Source organism: Streptomyces sp. BHT-5-2 (assembly GCF_019774615.1).
Lineage (GTDB): Bacteria > Actinomycetota > Actinomycetes > Streptomycetales > Streptomycetaceae > Streptomyces.
In genome coordinates, this window is the sequence record NZ_CP081496.1 from 655066 (window position 1) to 671485 (window position 16420).

General features: G+C 67.0%; 9 protein-coding genes and 3 rRNA genes. 5 read left to right on the forward strand and 7 right to left on the reverse strand.

The features are described 5' to 3' along the window. The 4 genes from K2224_RS02725 to K2224_RS02740 are packed head-to-tail and all read left to right on the forward strand — an operon-like array spanning window position 1 to window position 4194. Window positions 1-693 (forward strand): DUF4129 domain-containing protein, encoded by a 693-nt coding sequence (locus K2224_RS02725; protein WP_221905072.1) that lies wholly within the window; start codon window positions 1-3, stop codon window positions 691-693. Continuing rightward, window positions 690-1928, forward strand: a complete 1239-nt coding sequence (locus K2224_RS02730; RefSeq protein WP_221905073.1) for a DUF4350 domain-containing protein — start codon at window positions 690-692, stop codon at window positions 1926-1928. Before K2224_RS02725 ends, K2224_RS02730 begins: the two co-directional genes overlap by 4 nt. Continuing rightward, the gene (locus K2224_RS02735; RefSeq protein ID WP_221905074.1) at window positions 1909-2874 is read left to right on the forward strand and encodes a MoxR family ATPase; all 966 of its coding nucleotides are present in this window, start codon (window positions 1909-1911) and stop codon (window positions 2872-2874) included. Before K2224_RS02730 ends, K2224_RS02735 begins: the two co-directional genes overlap by 20 nt. 9 nt (window positions 2875-2883) lie before the next feature. After that, the gene (locus K2224_RS02740; RefSeq protein ID WP_221905075.1) at window positions 2884-4194 is read left to right on the forward strand and encodes a DUF58 domain-containing protein; all 1311 of its coding nucleotides are present in this window, start codon (window positions 2884-2886) and stop codon (window positions 4192-4194) included. 412 nt (window positions 4195-4606) lie between these two features. Here the strand turns inward: K2224_RS02740 and rrf are convergent. The 4 genes from rrf to K2224_RS02760 form a co-directional block, all read right to left on the reverse strand. Next, window positions 4607-4723, reverse strand: a 5S ribosomal RNA gene (rrf, locus tag K2224_RS02745). A 71-nt stretch (window positions 4724-4794) separates the two neighbouring features. Continuing rightward, window positions 4795-7916 (reverse strand): 23S ribosomal RNA (locus K2224_RS02750). 303 nt (window positions 7917-8219) lie between these two features. Then, a 16S ribosomal RNA gene (locus K2224_RS02755) occupies window positions 8220-9748 on the reverse strand. Together the 16S, 23S and 5S rRNA genes form the textbook arrangement of a ribosomal RNA operon. 735 nt (window positions 9749-10483) lie before the next feature. Next, window positions 10484-11491, reverse strand: a complete 1008-nt coding sequence (locus K2224_RS02760; RefSeq protein WP_221905076.1) for a stage II sporulation protein M — start codon at window positions 11489-11491, stop codon at window positions 10484-10486. 154 nt (window positions 11492-11645) lie between these two features. On the opposite strand from K2224_RS02760, the gene K2224_RS02765 reads away from it, so the two are divergent. Then, the gene (locus tag K2224_RS02765; RefSeq protein WP_221905077.1) at window positions 11646-12689 is read left to right on the forward strand and encodes an RDD family protein; all 1044 of its coding nucleotides are present in this window, start codon (window positions 11646-11648) and stop codon (window positions 12687-12689) included. A gap of 88 nt (window positions 12690-12777) precedes the next feature. Here the strand turns inward: K2224_RS02765 and K2224_RS02770 are convergent, their stop codons facing one another. From K2224_RS02770 to K2224_RS02780, 3 genes are all read right to left on the reverse strand, one after another. Next, a complete protein-coding gene (locus K2224_RS02770; protein WP_221905078.1) occupies window positions 12778-13392 on the reverse strand; it encodes a hypothetical protein in 615 nt (204 codons plus the stop codon). Window positions 13393-13551: 159 nt separating this feature from the next. Then, window positions 13552-15009, reverse strand: coding sequence for an adenosylhomocysteinase (ahcY, locus tag K2224_RS02775; RefSeq protein ID WP_221905079.1), 1458 nt, complete (start codon window positions 15007-15009; stop codon window positions 13552-13554). A gap of 381 nt (window positions 15010-15390) precedes the next feature. Continuing rightward, window positions 15391-16335, reverse strand: a complete 945-nt coding sequence (locus tag K2224_RS02780) for a cation diffusion facilitator family transporter (protein WP_221905080.1) — start codon at window positions 16333-16335, stop codon at window positions 15391-15393. Between the last annotated feature and the right edge of the window lie 85 nt (window positions 16336-16420).

Below are 16420 nucleotides of genomic sequence, written 5' to 3' on the forward strand. Positions count from 1 at the left end.
GTGACCACAGGGGGGAAGATCACCGCGCTCGCACACCTGGCCGCACGCTCCGACGGCGACATACCGGTACGGATCCCTCGCGACCCCGCCCGTGAGGCGGCGGAACGCGAGCTGTCCGACCCCCGGTACCACCAGCACGACCCCAACCTCCTCCAGCGCGCCATGAACTGGCTCTCGAACCGGATCGGCGAACTCTTCAGCACCGCCGCCGGCGCCACTCCGGGCGGCTGGGTCGGGCTCGTCGCCGTCGCCGTGTTCGTCCTGCTCCTGGTCATCGCCCTCCGGCTGCGGCTGGGGGCGGTGCGCCGCACCCCGACCACGACGGGCACCCTCTTCACCGACAAGCCCCGGACCGCCGCCGAACACCGCGCGGCCGCCGACCGGCACGCCGCCGAGGGCCACTGGAACGAAGCGATCCAGGACCGCATGCGCGCCCTCGTCCTCGCCCTCGAAGAGCGCGCCCTCCTCACGCCCGGCCCCGGCCGCACCGCCGACGAGGCCGCCGCAGAAGCCGGCCTGGTCCTCCCCACACACGCCGCGCAACTCCGCACCGCGGCCCGCACCTTCGACGACGTCGCATACGGCGGCCGCCCCGGCACGGAACGGGCACACGCCCTCCTGGCCGAACTCGACACCGAGCTCCAGCGCGCCAAGCCCCACCTGGCCACCGCACCGACCAGGAGCCACGGATGACCACGGCCGCCCCGACCGCCACCACCGCCCCCGGTGCCACCGCACGCCGTGTGTGGACCCGCTCCCGGGGCGTCCTGCTGGCGCTGCTGCTGCTCGTCATCGGCGGACTGACCCTCGCCGCCCTGCAGTCCGGCGAACGGCACGGCCGGCTCGACCCCCGCTCCGCGGACCGGACCGGCAGCCGGGCACTCGCCCAGCTCCTCACCGCCCACGGCGTCACCACCCGCGTCGTGACCACCGCCGACGAGGCCACCGCCGCGGCCGGACCGGACACCACACTCCTCGTCACGGCCCCCGACATGCTGACCAACAGTCAGCTGACCGAACTCCGGACCACGACGTCCCGCACCCCCGGCCGCACCGTCCTGCTCACCCCGAGGAGCGGCGCCCTCCAGGTCCTCGCCCCCGGCGTCCAGGCCGAACCCGAGATCAGCAACGCACCGCGCCCGCCCGGCTGCACCCTGCCCGCCGCCCGCACCGCGGGCGACGCCCTCCTCGGCGGCCTCCGCTACATCACCTCCGCCACCGATGCCGACCGCTGCTACCAAGCCGGCGGCCAACCCACGCTGCTGCGCCTCCCGGCCGACGCCCCCCAGGGCCGCGACACCGTCCTCCTCGGCTCCGCCGACTTCCTCTACAACCACCACCTCGCCGAGCGCGGCAACGCCTCGCTGGCCCTCCAACTCCTCGGTGCGCACAAGCATCTGGTCTGGTACCTCCCCTCCGTCAGCGATCCGTCCTCGACCACACCGGGCACCCAGCCCGGCCTCCTCGACCTCATTCCCTCCGGCTGGAGCTGGGCCCTGCTCCAACTCGCCCTCGCCGCCGCCTGCGCGGCCCTGTGGCGTGCCCGCCGGCTCGGCCCCCTGGTACCCGAGCGGCTCCCGGTCACCGTCCCGGCCGCCGAGACCACCGAGGGCCACGCCCGCCTCTACGAACAGGCCCACGCCCGCGACCGGGCCTCGGCCGTCCTCCGCTCCGCGACCCGTACCCGGCTCGCGCCCCTCATCGGCGTGCCCTCCGCACACGCCCACACCCCCGACATCCTGCTCCCGGCCGTCCGCACCCATCTCGGCACCGGCTCCCCGGCCGCACCCGACCTCGACGCCCTCCTCTTCGGTCCCTCCCCGGCGGACGACAGAGCGCTGGTGCACCTGGCCGACCGACTCGACACCCTTGAAAACTCGATCGTTTCCCAAGAGAGGCACGCACCCCGTGACCACCCCGACCGCTGACAGCGCCCGAGCCTCACTCGAGGAACTGCGCACCGAGATAGCCAAGGCAGTGGTAGGCCAGGACCCAGCCGTCACCGGCCTGGTCGTCGCACTGCTCTGCCGTGGTCATGTGCTCCTCGAAGGCGTCCCCGGCGTCGCCAAGACCCTCCTCGTACGCGCCCTCTCGACGGCCCTCGAACTCGACACCAAGCGCGTCCAGTTCACGCCCGACCTGATGCCCAGCGACGTCACCGGCTCACTGGTCTACGACACCCGCAGCGCCGAGTTCTCCTTCCAGCCCGGCCCCGTCTTCACCAACCTCCTCCTCGCCGACGAAATCAACCGCACGCCCCCCAAGACCCAGGCGTCCCTGCTCGAAGCGATGGAAGAACGTCAGGTCACGGTCGACGGCACGCCCCGCCCGCTCCCTGAACCGTTCCTCGTCGCCGCCACGCAAAACCCCATGGAGTACGAGGGCACCTACCCTCTCCCCGAGGCCCAGCTCGACCGCTTCCTGCTCAAGCTGACGGTGTCCCTGCCCGCCCGCCAGGACGAGATCGACATCCTCACCCGTCACGCGGCCGGCTTCAGCCCACGCGACCTCAACGCCGCGGGACTCCGCCCCGTCGCTTCCGCCGCCGACCTCGAAGCCGCCCGCGACGCGGTCGCCAAGACCGTCGTCTCGCCCGAAGTCACCGGCTACATCGTCGATATCTGCCGTGCCACTCGCGAATCCCCCTCGCTGTCTCTCGGCGTCTCCCCACGAGGAGCCACCGCCCTGCTCTCCACCTCACGTGCCTGGGCCTGGCTGACCGGCCGCGACTACGTCACGCCCGACGACGTCAAGGCCCTGGCCCTCCCCACGCTCCGGCACCGCGTACACCTCAGGCCCGAGGCCGAGATGGAAGGAGTCACCGCGGACTCCGTCATCAACGCCGTGCTCGCTCACCTCCCCGTACCCCGCTGAGGCAGCACCGTGGCCCTCACCGGACGCACCGCTCTCCTCTCCGCACTCGGAGCCCTGCTCGTGGGCTTCGTCCTCCCCAGCTGGCTCGGGATCCTCGCCGTCCAACTCACCTTGCTGATAGCAATTTTGTGCGACCTGGCGCTCGCCGCGCCAGTGCGAAAGCTCCATTTCACCCGAACCGGTGACACAAGCGTTCGACTAACGGGCGAAGCCCACATCGGCCTCACCCTCACCAATCCGAGCCGCCGCCCCCTGCGTGCCCAACTCCGCGACGCCTGGCCCCCGAGCTCGTTCCAGCCCGGCGACGACATCCCCGCGTCCCGGCACACCCTCCGCGTCCCCGGCGGCGAACGCCGTCGCCTGACCACCACCCTCCGCCCCACCCGCCGCGGCGACCACCACGCCGTCCGCGTCACGGTCCGCTCCTACGGCCCCCTCGGCCTGGCCGCCCGCCAAGGAAGCCACCACGTCCCCTGGATCCTGCGCGTCCTGCCGCCTTTCACCAGCCGCAAGCACCTCCCCGCCAAGCTCGCCCGGCTACGCGAACTCGACGGCCGCACCAGCATCCTGACCCGCGGTGAGGGCACCGAATTCGACAGCCTCCGCGACTACACCCCCGGCGACGACACGCGCTCCATCGACTGGCGCGCCACCGCCCGCCGGAACACCGTCGCCGTCCGCACCTGGCGCCCCGAACGCGACCGCCGCATCCTCCTCGTCCTGGAAACCGGCCGCACCTCCGCCGGCCGCGTCGGCGACACCCCCCGCCTCGACGCCTCCATGGACGCCGCACTGCTCCTCGCCGCCCTCGCCGCCCGCGCCGGCGACCACGTCGATCTCCTCGCCTACGACCGCCGGGTACGCACCTCCATACGGGGCCGCACCGCCCGCGACCTCCTCCCGGCCCTCACCGACGCCCTCGCGCCCCTCGAACCCGAACTCGTCGAGGCAGACGCCCGAGGGCTCGTGGCGACCATCCACCGCCACACCACACGCCGTTCCCTCATCGTGCTCTTCACCGGCCTCGACACGGCCCCGATGGAGGAGGCCCTGCTGCCCCTCCTCCCCGCCCTCACCCAGCGCAACGAACTGATCGTCGCGGCCGTCGCCGATCCCCGCATCGAAGAACTGGCCACCGGCCGCCACACCCCACAGGCCGTCTACGCAGCAGCCGCTGCGGAACAGACCCGCGCCGCCCGCCACCGCACCGCCGACCGCCTCCGCCGCCACGGCATCACGGTCATCGACTCCACGCCCGACCACCTGGCCCCCGACCTCGCCGACGCCTACCTCTCCCTGAAGTCCGCCGGCCGCCTGTAACCACCCCACCCAGCCGCACGAAAGCGGCCTCCGGTCCCCCCGAAAAGCCGGCGTCACCAAGACGCCGGCTTTCCCACGCGCTCCAAGCGCTTCTGCCTCACTCACACGCAGCCCGCCCGAGCGACGAAGGCTCCCGCTCGCCCACTGAGAAAGCAACGAACCCGTATTTCGCCTCCGAAAGAGACGGGGACACCCGCGCACACCCCACCACAGCCCACAAGCCAGCTTCACCAGCCGACTTCAGATTCAGATATCCGCAGCTGCCCACCTGGAAGAGGCAGCCAACCAACCCCGACACCTAAGAGAAAAGGGCCCCGTCCCCAAGCCAAAGCCTCCGGCCTTGCCTATGGGAACGAAGCCCTGAAAACAGATAGACCCCGCACCATAGGGTGCGGGGTCTATCCCAAAATTTGTTCGGCGGCGTCCTACTCTCCCACAGGGTCCCCCCTGCAGTACCATCGGCGCTGAAAGGCTTAGCTTCCGGGTTCGGAATGTAACCGGGCGTTTCCCTAACGCTAAAACCACCGAAACACTATGAAACTCAGAACAACCGTTGGTCTGTTCGTGGCTTCAGAACCAACACAGTGGACGCGAGCAACTGAGGACAAGCCCTCGGCCTATTAGTACCAGTCAACTCCACACCTTACGATGCTTCCATATCTGGCCTATCAACCCAGTCGTCTACTGGGAGCCTTACCCCATCAAGTGGGAGGGAGCCCTCATCTCGAAGCAGGCTTCCCGCTTAGATGCTTTCAGCGGTTATCCTTTCCGAACGTAGCCAACCAGCCATGCCCTTGGCAGAACAACTGGCACACCAGAGGTCCGTCCGTCCCGGTCCTCTCGTACTAGGGACAGCCCTTCTCAAGACTCCTACGCGCACAGCGGATAGGGACCGAACTGTCTCACGACGTTCTAAACCCAGCTCGCGTACCGCTTTAATGGGCGAACAGCCCAACCCTTGGGACCGACTCCAGCCCCAGGATGCGACGAGCCGACATCGAGGTGCCAAACCATCCCGTCGATATGGACTCTTGGGGAAGATCAGCCTGTTATCCCCGGGGTACCTTTTATCCGTTGAGCGACGGCGCTTCCACAAGCCACCGCCGGATCACTAGTCCCTACTTTCGTACCTGCTCGACCCGTCAGTCTCACAGTCAAGCTCCCTTGTGCACTTACACTCAACACCTGATTACCAACCAGGCTGAGGGAACCTTTGGGCGCCTCCGTTACCCTTTAGGAGGCAACCGCCCCAGTTAAACTACCCACCAGACACTGTCCCTGATCCGGATCACGGACCCAGGTTAGACATCCAGCACGACCAGAGTGGTATTTCAACAACGACTCCACACCAACTGGCGTTGGCGCTTCACAGTCTCCCACCTATCCTACACAAGCCGAACCGAACACCAATATCAAGCTATAGTAAAGGTCCCGGGGTCTTTCCGTCCTGCTGCGCGAAACGAGCATCTTTACTCGTAATGCAATTTCACCGGGCCTATGGTTGAGACAGTCGAGAAGTCGTTACGCCATTCGTGCAGGTCGGAACTTACCCGACAAGGAATTTCGCTACCTTAGGATGGTTATAGTTACCACCGCCGTTTACTGGCGCTTAAGTTCTCAGCTTCGCCAACCCGAAGATTGACTAACCGGTCCCCTTAACGTTCCAGCACCGGGCAGGCGTCAGTCCGTATACATCGCCTTACGGCTTCGCACGGACCTGTGTTTTTAGTAAACAGTCGCTTCTCGCTGGTCTCTGCGGCCACCCCCAGCTCAGGAAGCAAGTTCCCTCACCAGAAATGGCCCCCCTTCTCCCGAAGTTACGGGGGCATTTTGCCGAGTTCCTTAACCATAGTTCACCCGAACGCCTCGGTATTCTCTACCTGACCACCTGAGTCGGTTTAGGGTACGGGCCGCCTTGAAACTCACTAGAGGCTTTTCTCGACAGCATAGGATCATCCACTTCACCACAATCGGCTCGGCATCAGGTCTCAGCCTTAACGTGCGACGGATTTGCCTATCACACGGCCTACACCCTTACCCCGGGACAACCACCGCCCGGGCTGGACTACCTTCCTGCGTCACCCCATCGCTTACCTACTACAAGTCTGGTCCGTCGGCTCCACCACTCCCCTCAACTCCGAAGAGATCAGGGCGGCTTCACGGACTTAGCATCGCCTGATTCAGTACTGGGCGCTTCAAAGCGGGTACCGGAATATCAACCGGTTGTCCATCGACTACGCCTGTCGGCCTCGCCTTAGGTCCCGACTTACCCTGGGCAGATCAGCTTGACCCAGGAACCCTTAGTCAATCGGCGCAAGAGTTTCCCACTCTTGTATCGCTACTCATGCCTGCATTCTCACTCGTGAACCGTCCACAACTCGCTTCCACGGCTGCTTCACCCGGCACACGACGCTCCCCTACCCATCACGATCCCCGTTAGGAGTAATATCGCAATGACACGACTTCGGCGGTGTACTTGAGCCCCGCTACATTGTCGGCGCGGAATCACTTGACCAGTGAGCTATTACGCACTCTTTCAAGGGTGGCTGCTTCTAAGCCAACCTCCTGGTTGTCTCTGCGACTCCACATCCTTTCCCACTTAGCACACGCTTAGGGGCCTTAGTCGATGCTCTGGGCTGTTTCCCTCTCGACCATGGAGCTTATCCCCCACAGTCTCACTGCCGCGCTCTCACTTACCGGCATTCGGAGTTTGGCTAAGGTCAGTAACCCGGTAGGGCCCATCGCCTATCCAGTGCTCTACCTCCGGCAAGAAACACACGACGCTGCACCTAAATGCATTTCGGGGAGAACCAGCTATCACGGAGTTTGATTGGCCTTTCACCCCTAACCACAGGTCATCCCCCAGGTTTTCAACCCTGGTGGGTTCGGTCCTCCACGAAGTCTTACCTCCGCTTCAACCTGCCCATGGCTAGATCACTCCGCTTCGGGTCTAGAGCGTGCAACTCAAACGCCCTCTTCGGACTCGCTTTCGCTACGGCTTCCCCACACGGGTTAACCTCGCTACACACCGCTAACTCGCAGGCTCATTCTTCAAAAGGCACGCAGTCACGACTGATGAGAAAACTCACCAGCGACGCTCCCACGGCTTGTAGGCACACGGTTTCAGGTACTATTTCACTCCGCTCCCGCGGTACTTTTCACCATTCCCTCACGGTACTATCCGCTATCGGTCACCAGGGAATATTTAGGCTTAACGGGTGGTCCCGCCAGATTCACACGGGATTTCTCGGGCCCCGTGCTACTTGGGTGTCTCTCAAACGAGCCGCTAATGTTTCAGCTACGGGGGTCTTACCCTCTACGCCGGACCTTTCGCATGTCCTTCGCCTACATCAACGGTTTCTGACTCGTCCCACAGCCGGCAGACTGCAGAAAAGAGATCCCACAACCCCGCACTGGCAACCCCTGCCGGGTATCACACCAATACGGTTTGGCCTCATCCAGTTTCGCTCGCCACTACTCCCGGAATCACGGTTGTTTTCTCTTCCTGCGGGTACTGAGATGTTTCACTTCCCCGCGTTCCCTCCACACTGCCTATGTGTTCAGCAGCGGGTGACAGCCCATGACGACTGCCGGGTTTCCCCATTCGGACACCCCCGGATCAAAGCTCGGTTGACAGCTCCCCGGGGCCTATCGCGGCCTCCCACGTCCTTCATCGGTTCCTGGTGCCAAGGCATCCACCGTGCGCCCTTAAAAACTTGGCCACAGATGCTCGCGTCCACTGTGCAGTTCTCAAACAACGACCAGCCACCCGTCACACACCACCAACGTGGCGCTTCACCGGGACCGGCATTCGAAGGGCAAGCAACGCTCGCACCCTCAGACACCCAACAGCGCGCCCGACCAACCCAACCCACAGTCCCGTGTTCCACGCCGAAGCAGTACTAACGAGCCATGACCTGAACAGGCCGAATAGTCAACGTTCCACCCATGAGCAACCAGCATCAGACACTCGCTGATGTACTGGCCTCTGACCAAACCGAAGCCTGGTAAGAAGTGCTCCTTAGAAAGGAGGTGATCCAGCCGCACCTTCCGGTACGGCTACCTTGTTACGACTTCGTCCCAATCGCCAGTCCCACCTTCGACGATTCCCTCCCACAAGGGGTTGGGCCACCGGCTTCGGGTGTTACCGACTTTCGTGACGTGACGGGCGGTGTGTACAAGGCCCGGGAACGTATTCACCGCAGCAATGCTGATCTGCGATTACTAGCAACTCCGACTTCATGGGGTCGAGTTGCAGACCCCAATCCGAACTGAGACCGGCTTTTTGAGATTCGCTCCACCTCACGGTATCGCAGCTCATTGTACCGGCCATTGTAGCACGTGTGCAGCCCAAGACATAAGGGGCATGATGACTTGACGTCGTCCCCACCTTCCTCCGAGTTGACCCCGGCAGTCTCCTGTGAGTCCCCATCACCCCGAAAGGCATGCTGGCAACACAGAACAAGGGTTGCGCTCGTTGCGGGACTTAACCCAACATCTCACGACACGAGCTGACGACAGCCATGCACCACCTGTACACCGACCACAAGGGGGACCCTGTCTCCAGAGTTTTCCGGTGTATGTCAAGCCTTGGTAAGGTTCTTCGCGTTGCGTCGAATTAAGCCACATGCTCCGCTGCTTGTGCGGGCCCCCGTCAATTCCTTTGAGTTTTAGCCTTGCGGCCGTACTCCCCAGGCGGGGAACTTAATGCGTTAGCTGCGGCACGGACGACGTGGAATGTCGCCCACACCTAGTTCCCAACGTTTACGGCGTGGACTACCAGGGTATCTAATCCTGTTCGCTCCCCACGCTTTCGCTCCTCAGCGTCAGTATCGGCCCAGAGATCCGCCTTCGCCACCGGTGTTCCTCCTGATATCTGCGCATTTCACCGCTACACCAGGAATTCCGATCTCCCCTACCGAACTCTAGCCTGCCCGTATCGAATGCAGACCCGGAGTTAAGCCCCGGGCTTTCACATCCGACGCGACAAGCCGCCTACGAGCTCTTTACGCCCAATAATTCCGGACAACGCTCGCGCCCTACGTATTACCGCGGCTGCTGGCACGTAGTTAGCCGGCGCTTCTTCTGCAGGTACCGTCACTCTCGCTTCTTCCCTGCTGAAAGAGGTTTACAACCCGAAGGCCGTCATCCCTCACGCGGCGTCGCTGCATCAGGCTTTCGCCCATTGTGCAATATTCCCCACTGCTGCCTCCCGTAGGAGTCTGGGCCGTGTCTCAGTCCCAGTGTGGCCGGTCGCCCTCTCAGGCCGGCTACCCGTCGTCGCCTTGGTGAGCCATTACCTCACCAACAAGCTGATAGGCCGCGGGCTCATCCTTCACCGCCGGAGCTTTCCACACACAGAAGATGCCTCCGTGTGTCATATCCGGTATTAGACCCCGTTTCCAGGGCTTGTCCCAGAGTGAAGGGCAGATTGCCCACGTGTTACTCACCCGTTCGCCACTAATCCCCGACCGAAGCCGGTTCATCGTTCGACTTGCATGTGTTAAGCACGCCGCCAGCGTTCGTCCTGAGCCAGGATCAAACTCTCCGTGAATGCTTCCCCGTAATCGGGGCGAACACCACGAGAGCGGAACCACAAGGAGGAATAATCCCCGCGGTTCACAGCGTCCTCGCTGTGCGCCTCCCAAAGCTTTGGAAGGACTTTCAAAGGAACCTCGCCCCAACATGACGTTGGAGACGGGGTATCAACATATCTGGCGTTGACTTTTGGCACGCTGTTGAGTTCTCAAGGAACGGACGCTTCCTTCGGCCTGCCCTCGCGGGCTTCCTCCGGGCGCTTCCCTTCGGTCTTACGTCTCCGACTCTATCAGAACCTTTCGGCCCTGATTTCCGCCGGTGCGATCCGGCCTTTCGGCTTTCTCGCGGTTCCGACCTTACCAGATCCGTTTCCGTCTCTGGCCCCCTGCCGGAGCGGGGCGGCCGTTTCGCTTTCGCTTTTCGGCCTTTCCGACTTTATCAGATCTTCTTTCCGTTCCGAGCCGCTCGGCGGCTGGTTCGAATTTCGTTCTGGAATACCCGTCGGGGGGTTTGTCTCTCGACTTTTCCGACTTTATCAGAGGTATTCGATCCATAAGACGGACCGGAACTTCTGTTAATGATCGGCGCGCTCCGTCACCGTGAAGTGCGACTGGAGCGGAGATGAAACTAACCGTTGCGATCGAACTTGTCCAGTTCCTTGCAACCGTTTGAATCTACCTCCCCCTGCCACCCATGTCAACGGGTCGCGGAGCGAAGAAGAGATTAGCAGGTCAGGAAGGGTGTGTGCACATCAGGCGGCGGTGGGGAGGAGGGCGGTGCGGTCGGTTGCCTCGACGTCGCCGGTCTCGCCGGCGCGTACGGCGCGGCCACCCAGTACGTAGACGTAGGTGAGGAACGCCAGCTCGGCGAGGACACCGATGGTGATGCGGGCCCAGGTGGGGAGGCCGGAGGGGGTGACGAAGCCTTCGAGGACGCCCGAGACGAAGAGGACGGCGGCGAGGCCGACGGCGACTCCCAGGGCGGTGCGGCCCTCCTCGGCCAGGGCGGTGCGGCGGGTGCGGGGTCCCGGGTCGACGACGGTCCAGCCGAGGCGGAGGCCGATGCCGGCGGCGACGAAGACGGCGGTCAGTTCGAGGAGGCCGTGCGGGAGGATCAGGCCGAGGAAGGTGTCGAGGCGGCCCGCCGAGGACATCAAGCCCACACCGGCGGCCAGGTTGAGCATGTTCTCCAGCAGGACCCAGAGGACGGGGAGGCCGAGGAAGGCGCCGAAGACCAGGCAGAGGGCCACGGCCTGGGCGTTGTTCGTCCATACCTGGGCGGCGAAGGCCGCGGCGGGGTGGTTGGAGTAGTAGGTCTCGTACTCGCCGCCGGGGCGGGTCATGTCGCGCAGTTCCTGAGGGGCGCCGAGGGCGGACTGGACCTCGGGGTGGGCGGCTATCCACCAACCCAGGAGGGCGGCGGCGGTGAGGGAGAGCACCGCCGTGGGGATCCACCAGTGGCGCAGGCGGTAGACGGCGGCGGGGAACGAGGTGGTGAAGAAGCGGGCGGCGTCGCGCCAGGAGGACTTGCGGGCACCGGTGACCTTGCTGCGGGCGCGGGCCACGAGGGAGGTGAGGCGGCCGGTCAGGGTCGGGTCGGGGGCGCTGGAGAGGAGAAGGGAGAGGTGGGTGGTGGTGCGTTGGTAGAGGGTGACGAGTTCGTCGGCCTCGGTGCCGGTGAGGCGGCGTTTGCGGCGCAGCAGGGTTTCCAGGCGGTCCCATTCGGCACTGTGGGCCGTGACGAAGACATCGAGGTCCATACCGGGGTCGCTCCTCGCAGCGCGGTGGGTGGGTGCCCGGCCAGCTTGGCAGACTGGCCGGGCGCGGGGCCCCGCACCTCAGGGCGGGACCGCGGTGTTACGGGCGGTCGCGCGGTGGCGGGCCGGGGAGCAGGGCCGAGAGGGAGTGGGGCGTGTGAGTCAGCTGGTGACGGGTGAGGCGGTCGTGTTGGGGCTGCGGCCGGCCAGGCTGGCGAGCCGGGGGTTGGCCGTGGTGGTCGATCTGGCGGTGGCCTGGGGGACGTACATCGCGGTGACGCTGGTGCTGGTGAGCGCCGCGTCCTCGTTGGACGGTGCGGTGCTGGCGGCGCTGCAGGTGGCGACGCTGGTGCTGGTGCAGGTGGGGATTCCGATCGCGGTGGAGACGCTGAGCCACGGGCGGTCGTTGGGGAAGCTGATCTGCGGGTTGCGGGTGGTGCGGGAGGACGGCGGACCGATCCGGTTCCGGCATGCGCTGGTGCGGGGCGCGATGGGGGCCGTCGAGATCGTGATGACGTTCGGGGTGGTGGCGTCGATCGCGTCGTTGGTGTCGGCCCGGGGGCGGCGGCTGGGCGATGTGTTCGCCGGGACGCTGGTGATCCGGGAGCGGGTGCCCGAGGCGGAGGGCGGGGGCGTGCTGCTGCCGGCGCCGCCGCCGTGGCTGGCCGGGGAGGTCGGGGGGCTCGATCTGTCGCGGGTGCCGGACGGGTGGTGGCTGGCGGTGCGGCAGTACCTGGGGCGGCTGGGCGAGCTGGATCCGCAGGCGGGTGCGGTGTTGGCCGGGCGGCTCGCCGGGGACCTGCGGGGCTTCACGGGGGCGGAGATGCCGGCGGGGGTGGACCCGGCGGTGTACCTGGCCGCGGTGGTGCAGGAGCGGCAGGGGCGGGAGTCCCGGCGGGCGTTCGGGGAGAGCGGTGCGGCCGGGGCGGTGCCGGGAACTGCCCATGCTGCGGGAGCAGTTGTGGGGGCGGCGCCTTCGGGTGGCGTCCCCGGGGGCGGTGCGGTCGCGTCCGGCGGGGCGTGGGTGATGCCCGGGGGTGCGGTGACACCCGAGGAGGCGCTGCCGGGCGGTGTGTCCGGTGGTGCCGGGGCGGGCGGGACCACGGGGGCGGCCGGGCAGGTGCCGGGAGTGTCCGGGGCGCCGGGCACGGGCCAGGGGCCGGCTCCGCGGAGCGGGACCGGGTTCGCGCCGCCCGTGTGAGGCGGGCGGGGCGGTGGCGGCCCCGGGGAGGGTGACGGCGAAGCCGGTCGCCGGGGCGCGGTGCCGCGGGGTCCGGTGCCCGCGGGCGTCAGCCGAACGTCGACGGCGGGGTGTCGAGGGATTCGAGTTCGATGCCAGGGGCGGCGAGGACGACGTCGCCGGCGAGGTGGACGGCGTGCTGTTCGCCGGTTTCGAGGTCGGTGACCTGGTACTCGTCGGCGACGAGCGGGGCGATGTCAGTGGCGTGTGGTGTGCTGGAGAGCAGAGCCCACGCCTGGTCGAGGGTGCGGGGCGCGAGCACGGGGGGTGTGAGGGCGACGAGGCGGACGCGGATGGCGCCGGCGCCGAGCGCGGGGCGCAGCAGGCGGGCGGTGGCGACGAGGAAGGCCGGGGACGCGCCGGTGAAGGCGTGGGCGGCGACGTTGCCCTCGGTGGCGTGGGTGCCGGTGGGGTCGGTGCGCACCCAGGTCACACCGTCCAGGGCGGCGCCGCGGACCTGCCAGGCGCCGCTGGTGAGTTGGAGGCGGATCGGGCGGCCGAGGTCGTCGAGGGTGAGGTCGACGGAGCCGGTGTGCTCGCCGGCGGTGTCGAGGATCTGGGAGACGTAGCGCCAGCCGGAGGGGCCGGTGGCGCAGTGGAAGTGTTCCTCGCCGAGGGGGGTGTGGTCGTGCGGGTCGTGGAGCGAGTAGTGGCCGCGGGGCATGGTGGTGCGGTCCTTGCGACGGGCGAGCGGGGCGGTGCGCCGGGGGCGCGGGGGTTTCCGGGGTTTCTGCGGGCCAGGCCCCCGCCGGGAGGGCGAGGGCCTGGTGCCAGCGGTTGCTGGGGGTGCCGGTTGCCGGCCCGCGGACGGGCCGGCGGCGGCTCAGTAGCGGTAGTGGTCGGGCTTGTAGGGGCCCTCGACCTCGACGCCGATGTAGGCGGCCTGCTCCGGGCGCAGGGTGGTGAGCTTGACGCCCAGCGCGTCCAGGTGGAGGCGGGCGACCTTCTCGTCCAGGTGCTTGGGCAGGACGTAGACGTCGGTCGGGTACTGCTCGGGCTTGGTGAAGAGCTCGATCTGGGCCAGGGTCTGGTCCGCGAAGGAGTTCGACATCACGAACGACGGGTGGCCGGTGGCGTTGCCGAGGTTCAGCAGGCGGCCCTCGGAGAGCACGATGAGGACCTTGCCGTCGGGGTGGGTCCAGGTGTGGACCTGCGGCTTGACCTCGTCCTTGACGATGCCCGGGAGCTTGGCCAGGCCGGCCATGTCGATCTCGTTGTCGAAGTGGCCGATGTTGCCGACGATGGCCTGGTGCTTCATCCGCGCCATGTGGGAGGCGAGGATGATGTCCTTGTTGCCGGTGGTGGTGACGAAGATGTCGGCGGTCTCGACGACCTCGTCGAGGGTGGTGACCTGGTAACCGTCCATCGCCGCCTGCAGGGCGCAGATCGGGTCGATCTCGGTGATGATGACGCGGGCGCCCTGGCCGCGCAGGGACTCGGCGCAGCCCTTGCCGACGTCGCCGTAGCCGCAGACGACGGCGGTCTTGCCGCCGATCAGGACGTCGGTGGCGCGGTTGATGCCGTCGATGAGGGAGTGGCGGCAGCCGTACTTGTTGTCGAACTTGGACTTCGTCACCGCGTCGTTCACGTTGATCGCGGGGAAGAGCAGGACGCCGTCGCGCTGCATCTCGTAGAGGCGGTGGACGCCGGTGGTGGTCTCCTCCGTCACGCCGCGGATCTCGGAGGCGAGCTTGGTCCACTTCTGCGGGTTCTCGCCGAGGGTGCGGTTGAGGAGTTCCAGGATGGCCCGGTGCTCCTCGTTCTCCGCGGTCTCGACGGCGGGGGCCTGGCCGGCCTTTTCGTACTCGACGCCCTTGTGGACGAGGAGGGTGGCGTCGCCGCCGTCGTCGAGGATCATGTTCGGGCCGCCGGTGGGCGTGCCGGGCCAGGTCAGCGCCTGCTCCGTGCACCACCAGTACTCCTCCAGGCTCTCGCCCTTCCAGGCGAAGACCGGGATGCCCTGGGGCGCCTCGGGGGTGCCGTGCGGGCCGACGGCGATGGCCGCGGCGGCGTGGTCCTGGGTGGAGAAGATGTTGCAGGAGGCCCAGCGGACCTGCGCGCCCAGCGCCACCAGGGTCTCGATCAGCACGGCGGTCTGCACGGTCATGTGCAGCGAGCCGGTGATCCGGGCGCCCTTGAGGGGCTGCTGGTCGGCGTACTCCTTGCGGATCGCCATCAGGCCGGGCATCTCGTGCTCGGCGAGGGTGATCTCCTTGCGGCCGAAGGCGGCGAGGGACAGGTCGGCGACCTTGAAGTCCTGGCCGGTGGCTGCTGTCGTCATTACGGGCTGCTCCTCGGATGTCGAGGTCGGTCGGGCAATTCGGGCAGTCTGCGGCGCGGGTCGGGGTCCTTGGTGCGTGACCGGGCGCACTTGAGCCTACGTGGAGGCCGGTGCACCTCTCCCCTTGCCGCAGCGCAGTCCGTCGGAGGCCCTCTCTCCCTCGGCCGGTCCGCGGTCGCGGGCCGCCCGACCGCCATCAGCAGCGACGTCTGGCACTGCCCTCGAATCTACACCGCTCGGGTCCGTGGCCCCAGACCGCGTCGGCTTGCGGGTTGGCTTGTTCTGTGCGCCGCGCGGGGTGCGGGGGCGGCTTCGGCCCGTGGCGCGGGATGCGTACGGCCCCGCCTCCCGGGGGTGGCGGGGCCTGTGGCGGGTGGGGCGTCAGGTGCCGCTGGGGGGCTGGGCCGCGGCGGCCTTCTCGTCGTAGATGTCGGGTTCGAGGTAGATGACGCGGGCGATCGGAACGGCTTCCCGGATGCGGGCCTCGGCGGCGTCGATGGCGCGGGCGATCTCGGTGGCGGTGTCGTCGTGCTCGACGGCGATCTTGGCGGCGACGAGGAGTTCCTCGGGGCCGAGATGGAGGGTGCGCATGTGGATGACGCGGGTGACGACGTCGCCGTCGACGAGGGCTTCGCGGATCCTGGCGACCTGTTCGGGGCCGGCGGCCTCGCCGAGCAGCAGGGACTTGGTCTCGGCGGCGAGGACGAGGGCGATCAGCACCAGCAGGGTGCCGATCGCCATGGTGCCGATGCCGTCCCAGACGCTGTTGCCGGTGGCGAGGGTGAGCAGGACGCCGGCGAGGGCGAGGACGAGGCCGATCAGGGCGCCGAAGTCCTCCAGCAGGACGACGGGGAGTTCGGGGGCCTTGGCGCGGCGGATGAACTGTATCCAGGACTGCGTGCCGCGCAGCTGGTTGGACTCCTTGACGGCGGTGCGGAAGGAGAAGCCCTCGGCGACGACGGCGAAGATCAGGACGCCGACCGGCCAGTACCAGGCGTCCAGGGGGTGCGGGTGCTGGATCTTCTCCCAGCCCTCGTAGAGCGCGAAGACGCCACCGATGGTGAAGAGGACGATGGAGACCAGGAAGCCGTAGATGTAGCGCTCGCGGCCGTAGCCGAAGGGGTGTTCGGCGGTGGCGGCGCGCCGGGACTTCTTGCCGCCGAGCAGCAGCAGGCCCTGGTTGCCGGAGTCCGCGAGGGAGTGCACGCCCTCGGCCAGCATCGAGGACGAGCCGCTGAAGGCGAAGGCGACGAACTTGGCCGCGGCGATCGCCAGGTTGGCGCCGAGCGCCGCAACGATCGCCTTGGTACCGCCGGATGCGCTCATGAGGTGCGCCGTGTCCCTTCCGTAGACCGGGCCGCTGTGCCGCCCATTCCCTGCCGTGCGGCGGTCATTGTCGCAGCCCGGCCCG

What these genes read in the sequence shown, in the direction of transcription:
- ahcY (WP_221905079.1), bottom strand. Translation starts at nt 15,009, where the DNA reads ATGACGACAGCAGCCACCGGCCAGGACTTCAAGGTCGCCGACCTGTCC.
- K2224_RS02770 (WP_221905078.1), bottom strand. Translation starts at nt 13,392, where the DNA reads ATGCCCCGCGGCCACTACTCGCTCCACGACCCGCACGACCACACCCCC.
- K2224_RS02730 (WP_221905073.1), top strand. Translation starts at nt 690, where the DNA reads ATGACCACGGCCGCCCCGACCGCCACCACCGCCCCCGGTGCCACCGCA.
- K2224_RS02780 (WP_221905080.1), bottom strand. Translation starts at nt 16,335, where the DNA reads ATGAGCGCATCCGGCGGTACCAAGGCGATCGTTGCGGCGCTCGGCGCC.
- K2224_RS02760 (WP_221905076.1), bottom strand. Translation starts at nt 11,491, where the DNA reads ATGGACCTCGATGTCTTCGTCACGGCCCACAGTGCCGAATGGGACCGC.